This window comes from Streptomyces sp. (assembly GCF_050698815.1).
In the GTDB taxonomy this organism is placed as follows: Bacteria; Actinomycetota; Actinomycetes; order Streptomycetales; family Streptomycetaceae; genus Streptomyces.
This window is the reverse complement of the sequence record NZ_JBOHCV010000706.1, coordinates 1-5424: the sequence shown is the minus strand read 5'-3', so window position 1 is coordinate 5424 and position 5424 is coordinate 1. Positions and strand designations below refer to the sequence as shown.

At 72.3% G+C, this 5424-nt stretch carries 6 protein-coding genes; 1 reads left to right on the top strand and 5 read right to left on the bottom strand.

The window, feature by feature from the left end:
• Positions 1–420 (top strand): helix-turn-helix domain-containing protein (locus tag ACRDP3_RS25035; RefSeq protein WP_431519261.1); only part of this gene is annotated, 420 nt, incomplete at its 5' end.
• A gap of 41 nt (positions 421–461) precedes the next feature.
• Here the strand turns inward: ACRDP3_RS25035 and ACRDP3_RS25030 are convergent.
• From ACRDP3_RS25030 to argC, 5 genes are read right to left on the bottom strand one after another with little or no spacing between them, the layout of a single operon-like run.
• On the bottom strand, positions 462–1028 hold the full coding sequence (locus ACRDP3_RS25030) for an arginine repressor (protein WP_431519260.1): 567 nt from the start codon (positions 1026–1028) through the stop codon (positions 462–464).
• A gap of 20 nt (positions 1029–1048) precedes the next feature.
• Positions 1049–2290, bottom strand: coding sequence for an acetylornithine transaminase (locus tag ACRDP3_RS25025; protein ID WP_431519259.1), 1242 nt, complete (start codon positions 2288–2290; stop codon positions 1049–1051).
• Complete coding sequence (argB, locus tag ACRDP3_RS25020) at positions 2287–3210, bottom strand: acetylglutamate kinase (protein ID WP_431519258.1); 924 nt, start codon at positions 3208–3210, stop codon at positions 2287–2289. The genes ACRDP3_RS25025 and argB overlap by 4 nt, the downstream gene beginning before the upstream one ends.
• Entirely contained in the window at positions 3207–4358 is a 1152-nt protein-coding gene (gene argJ / locus ACRDP3_RS25015; protein ID WP_431519257.1) for a bifunctional glutamate N-acetyltransferase/amino-acid acetyltransferase ArgJ, read from the bottom strand. The genes argB and argJ overlap by 4 nt, the downstream gene beginning before the upstream one ends.
• Positions 4359–4383: 25 nt before the next feature.
• Positions 4384–5412, bottom strand: a complete 1029-nt coding sequence (gene argC, locus ACRDP3_RS25010) for an N-acetyl-gamma-glutamyl-phosphate reductase (protein ID WP_431519256.1) — start codon at positions 5410–5412, stop codon at positions 4384–4386.
• Positions 5413–5424 lie beyond the last annotated feature (12 nt).

The window sequence follows — 5424 nt, the reverse complement described above, 5'->3', positions numbered from 1 at the left end:
GAACACCGCGGCGACGGGCACCTGGCGGCGCTGCTCGGCGCCGGACACGACGGGTGCGAGGCACTGGTCTCGTTCGCCGGTATCGAAGCGGCACCGGTGCACAACTTCGCCTCCCGCGGCTGGAGCGGGGCGGAATGGGCCGCGGCGCACGAGCGGCTCGCCGGACGCGGCTGGCTGGACGCCGAAGGCAAGGCCACCGGCCTCGGCCTGCGGGAGCGGGAGGAGATCGAGCGGACGACGGACGAACTCGCCGCCGCCCCCTACCGCGCGCTGGGTGCGGAGGGCTGTGCCCGGCTGACCCGGCTGATCGCTCCGGTGCTCGGCGCGGTCCTGCAGGCGGGCATGCTGCCTGCGCAGTCCACGCTCGGCATCCTCACGGTGCGGGCGCCCGGACCGCGCGAGCCGGCAGAACCGAAATAGGCCGCACTCCCCCGGGCGGCCCTGGCCCGGCGCCTGGCGTTCTAGTGCTCCTTCTGCGCCAGGCTCAGCAGGTGGCCGGCCAGCGCCTGGCCGCCGTCCGGGGCGCGGCTGATGAGGAGGAGCGTGTCGTCTCCCGCGATGGTGCCGATGATCTCGTGCACCCCCGCCTGGTCGATGGCCGAGGCGAGGAACTGGGCGGCGCCGGGCGGGGTGCGCAGGACCACCAGGTTCGCCGACGCCTCGGCGGAGATGAGGAGTTCACCGGCGAGCCGGGCCATCCGGGCCTCGCTGGCGGACTCGCCCAGCGGCACCTTCGGCGTACGGTCGCCGCCCTCGCTGGGCACGGCGTAGATCAGCTCGCCGCCCGTGTTGCGGATCTTCACGGCGCCGAGCTCGTCCAGGTCGCGGGAGAGCGTGGCCTGGGTGACGGAGAGTCCGTCGTCGGCGAGGAGCTTGGCGAGCTGGCTCTGGGAGCGGACCGGCTGATGGTTGAGGATGTCGACGATCCTGCGGTGCCGGGCCGTACGGGTCTGCGGCAGGGCCCGGCCCCCGTACCCGTTCCCCAGTTCTTGCTCCGGCTCCGGCCCGTGCGCGTACCCCTCGGTCATCGTCCCCGATCCCCTTCGGCTCATCTGCTCGTCGCCCCGCCGTCCACCGCGTCCAGGACCCCGGGCAGGGCTTGAATGAGGCCGTCCGCCTCATCCTCGGTGACGATCAGCGGCGGTGCGAGCCGTACGACATCCGGCGCGACCGCGTTGACCAGGAAACCCGCGTCCTGAGCCGCCTGTTGCACCTGCGGCGCGACGGGCTCGGTGAGCACGATACCCAGCAGCAGCCCGGCGCCGCGGACCCGCTCGACAAGCGGATGTCCGAGCGAGCGGATCGCGTCACCCAGCCGCGCCCCCATCCGCCCGGCGTGTGCCAGCAGATCCTCGTCCGCGATGGTCTCCAGCACCGCCAGTCCGGCCGCGCAGGCAACCGGATTGCCGCCGAAGGTGGAGCCGTGCTGGCCGGGCGTGAGCAGCCCGGCCGCCCCCCCGAAGAGCAGCGTCGCACCGAGCGGCAGCCCGCCTCCCAGTCCCTTGGCGAGGGTGATGATATCCGGTTCCACACCCTGCGCCTGGCAGGCGAACCAGTGGCCGGTACGCCCGATTCCTGTCTGGATCTCGTCGATGACGAGGAGTGTTCCGGTGGCCCGGGTGATTTCGCGGGCGGCGGCGAGATAGCCGGCGGGGGGTACGACGACGCCGTTCTCCCCCTGCACCGGCTCGACGATGACGAGCGCGGTGTCCGTCGTGACGGCCGCGCGGAGGGCGTCGGCGTCCCCGAAGGGCACGTGTGTGACGTCCCCGGGCAGCGGCTCGAACGGCGCCTGCTTCGCGGGCTGTCCGGTCAGGGCCAGCGCGCCCATGGTGCGGCCGTGGAATCCGCCCTCGGTGGCGACCATGTGCCGGCGCCCGGTGCGCCGCCCGGCCTTGACGGCGGCCTCGACGGCCTCCGCACCCGAGTTGCAGAAGTAGACGCGGCCCGGCCGCCCGGCCAGCTCCAGCAGCCGTTCGGCCAGCGCGACCGGCGGCTCGGCGATGAAGAGGTTGGAGACGTGCCCGAGTGTGGCGATCTGGTCGGACACCGCCCGTACGACCGCCGGGTGCCCGGTGCCGAGCGCGTTGACGGCGATGCCGCCGACGAAGTCGGTGTAGGCCTTGCCCTGAGCGTCCCAGAAGGTGGCGCCCTCGCCGTGCGTGAACGGGATGCGCGGGGTGCCGTAGTTGTCCAGCAGCGCGGACTGCCAGCGCTCGGTGAGCGCGGCGTTGCCGCCGGTGCCGGCGTTCGTGGTGCTTGTGGTGCTTGTGGTGCTTGTGGTGCTCATGGTGCGGCGTCCCCCTCGTCCTTGTCCGGCACGACCATGGTGCCGATGCCCTCGTCGGTGAAGATCTCCAGCAGGATGGAGTGCTGGACCCGGCCGTCCAGCACGCGCGCGGTGCGCACGCCGTTGCGCACCGCGTGCAGACAGCCCTCCATCTTGGGGACCATGCCGCTGGCCAGGTCGGGAAGCAGCTTCTCCAGTTCGGCGGCGGTGAGTTCGCTGACCACCTCGTCGCTGTGCGGCCAGTCCGCGTACAGGCCCTCGACGTCGGTGAGCACCATCAGCGTCTCCGCCCCCAGCGCGGCGGCCAGCGCCGCGGCGGCGGTGTCGGCGTTGACGTTGTAGATGTGGTCGTCGTCCGCACTGCGCGCGATGGAGGAGATGACCGGGATGCGGCCGTCGTCCAGCAGCGCCTGGATCGCGCCGGTCTCGACGCTGGCGATGTCACCGACCCGACCGATGTCGACCAGTTCACCGTCCACCCGCGCGTAGCGCTTGGTGGCGGCCATGATGTGGGCGTCCTCACCGGTCATGCCGACGGCGAGCGGACCGTGCTGGTTGAGCAGGTTGACCAGCTCGCGCTGGACCTGGCCGGCGAGCACCATCCGTACGACGTCCATCGTCTCCGGCGTGGTCACCCGCAGCCCCGCCGTGAACTCCGACTCCAGGCCGAGGCGTTCCAGCTGCGCGCTGATCTGCGGTCCGCCGCCGTGCACGACGACGGGGCGCAGCCCGGCGTGGCGCAGGAAGACGACGTCCTGGGCGAAGGCGGATTTCAGTTCCTCGTCCACCATCGCGTTGCCGCCGAATTTGATGACGACGGTCTTGCCGTTGTGGCGGGTCAGCCAGGGCAGCGCCTCGATGAGCGTCTGCGCCTTGGGCAGGGCGGTGTGTTTGCGGTCGGGGTGCACGGGGCCGCTCACGAGCTGTACGCGCTGTTCTCGTGCACGTAGTCGGCGGTGAGATCGTTGGTCCAGATGACGGCCGAAGCGGATCCGGCGGACAGGTCCGCGGTGACGCGGACCTCGCGGTAGCGCATGTCGACCTTGTCCCGGTCCTCGCCGACCGCACCGTTCCGGCAGACCCACACGCCGTTGATGGCGACGTTCAGCTGGTCGGGCTCGAAGGCGGCCCGGGTGGTGCCGATCGCGGAGAGCACCCGGCCCCAGTTGGGGTCCTCGCCGTGGATGGCGCACTTGAGCAGGTTGTTGCGGGCGATGGAGCGGCCGACCTCGACCGCCTCGTCCTCGCTCGCCGCGCCGACGACCTCGACCCTGATGTCCTTGGAGGCGCCCTCGGCGTCCCGGATCAGCTGCTGTCCCAGGTCGTCGCACACGGCCCGTACGGCCTCGGCGAACTCCGCACGGTCCGGGACGACTCCGGAGGCGCCGGAGGCGAGCAGCAGCACCGTGTCGTTGGTCGACATGCAGCCGTCGGAGTCGACCCGGTCGAAGGTCGTACGGGTCGCGGCCCGCAGTGCCTCGTCGAGCGCCGGAGCGTCCAGGTCGGCGTCCGTCGTCAGCACGACCAGCATGGTGGCCAGCCCGGGCGCCAGCATGCCCGCTCCCTTGGCCATGCCGCCGACGGACCACGGCCCTCTTTCCGCGACGGCGGTCTTGTGCACCGTGTCGGTGGTCTTGATCGCGATGGCGGCCTTCTCGCCACCGTGCGGGGAGAGTTGTCCGGCGGCCTCGCCGATGCCGGGCAGCAGCTTGTCCATGGGGAGCCGGGTGCCGATCAGACCCGTCGAGGCCACGGCGATCTCGCCCGCGCTGTGGCCGAGGGCCGCGGCGGCCTGTTCGGCGGTGGCGTGGGTGTCCTGGAATCCGGGCGGCCCGGTGCAGGCGTTGGCGCCGCCGGAGTTGAGCACGACGGCCGAGACCTGCCCGCCCTTGACCACCTGCTCCGACCAGAGCACCGGCGCGGCCTTGACGCGGTTGGAGGTGAAGACACCGGCCGCCGCGCGGCGCGGCCCGTTGTTGACGACGAGTGCCAGGTCCGGGCCGCCGCTGTCCTTGATCCCGGCGGCGATGCCCGCCGCCGTGAATCCCTTCGCCGCTGTCACGCTCACTGTGCTTCTCCGTTCGCTTCGCCGCTCACGGTGCGACCCCGGTGGTGGGCAGCCCCAGCTCCTCGGGGAATCCGAGGGCTATGTTCATGCTCTGCACCGCGCCGCCGGCGGTGCCCTTGGTGAGGTTGTCGATGGCGCTGATGACGATGAGGCGGTCGGCTTCCACGTCGAGGGCGACCTGCAGCTGGACGGTGTTCGAGCCGTACACGGACGCCGTGGCCGGCCACGTCCCCTCCGGGAGCAGCGTGACGAACGGCTCGTCCTGGTACGCCTTCTCGTACACCGCTCGCAGGTTCTCCGCCCCGGCTCCCGGAAGGGCCTTGGCGCTGCAGGTGGCGAGGATGCCGCGCGGCATGGGAGCGAGCGTCGGGGTGAAGGAGACGCTGACGCGTTCACCGGCCGCCGCGGACAGGTTCTGGACCATCTCCGGGGTGTGCCGGTGCACGCCGCCGACGCCGTACGGGCTCATCGAACCCATCACCTCGCTGCCGAGCAGGTGCGGCTTGAGCGCCTTGCCCGCGCCCGACGTGCCGGTCGCCGCGACGACCACGGCCTCCGGTTCGGCCAGCCCGGCAGCGTACGCGGGCGCGAGCGCGAGGGAAACGGCGGTCGGGTAGCAGCCGGGGACGGCGATGCGCCGGGCCCCGGGCAGGGCGGCGCGGGCGCCGGGCAGCTCGGGCAGACCGTAAGGCCAGGTCCCGGCGTGCGGGGTGCCGTAGAACCGCTCCCAGGCCGACGCGTCGGCGAGCCGGAAGTCGGCGCCGCAGTCCACGACCAGCACCCCGTCACCGAGTTCCCGCGCCACCGCGGCGGACTGACCGTGCGGCAGCGCGAGGAAGACGACATCGTGCCCGCTCAGCGCGGAGACCGTGGTCTCCTCCAGTACGCGGTCGGCGTAGGGCGCGAGGTGCGGCTGGAGTGAGCCCAGCCGGGCACCCGCGTTGGAATTGCCGGTGAGCGCACCGACCTCGACCTCCGGATGCGCGGCCAGCAGACGCAGAATCTCCCCGCCCGCATAGCCGCTCGCCCCCGCGACCGCTGCTCGCACTGCCATCGAACCCTCCTC

Coding starts and splice junctions, on each gene's coding strand:
- ACRDP3_RS25030 (WP_431519260.1), bottom strand. CDS start 1,028: ATGACCGAGGGGTACGCGCACGGGCCGGAGCCGGAGCAAGAACTGGGG.
- ACRDP3_RS25025 (WP_431519259.1), bottom strand. CDS start 2,290: ATGAGCACCACAAGCACCACAAGCACCACAAGCACCACGAACGCCGGC.
- argC (WP_431519256.1), bottom strand. CDS start 5,412: ATGGCAGTGCGAGCAGCGGTCGCGGGGGCGAGCGGCTATGCGGGCGGG.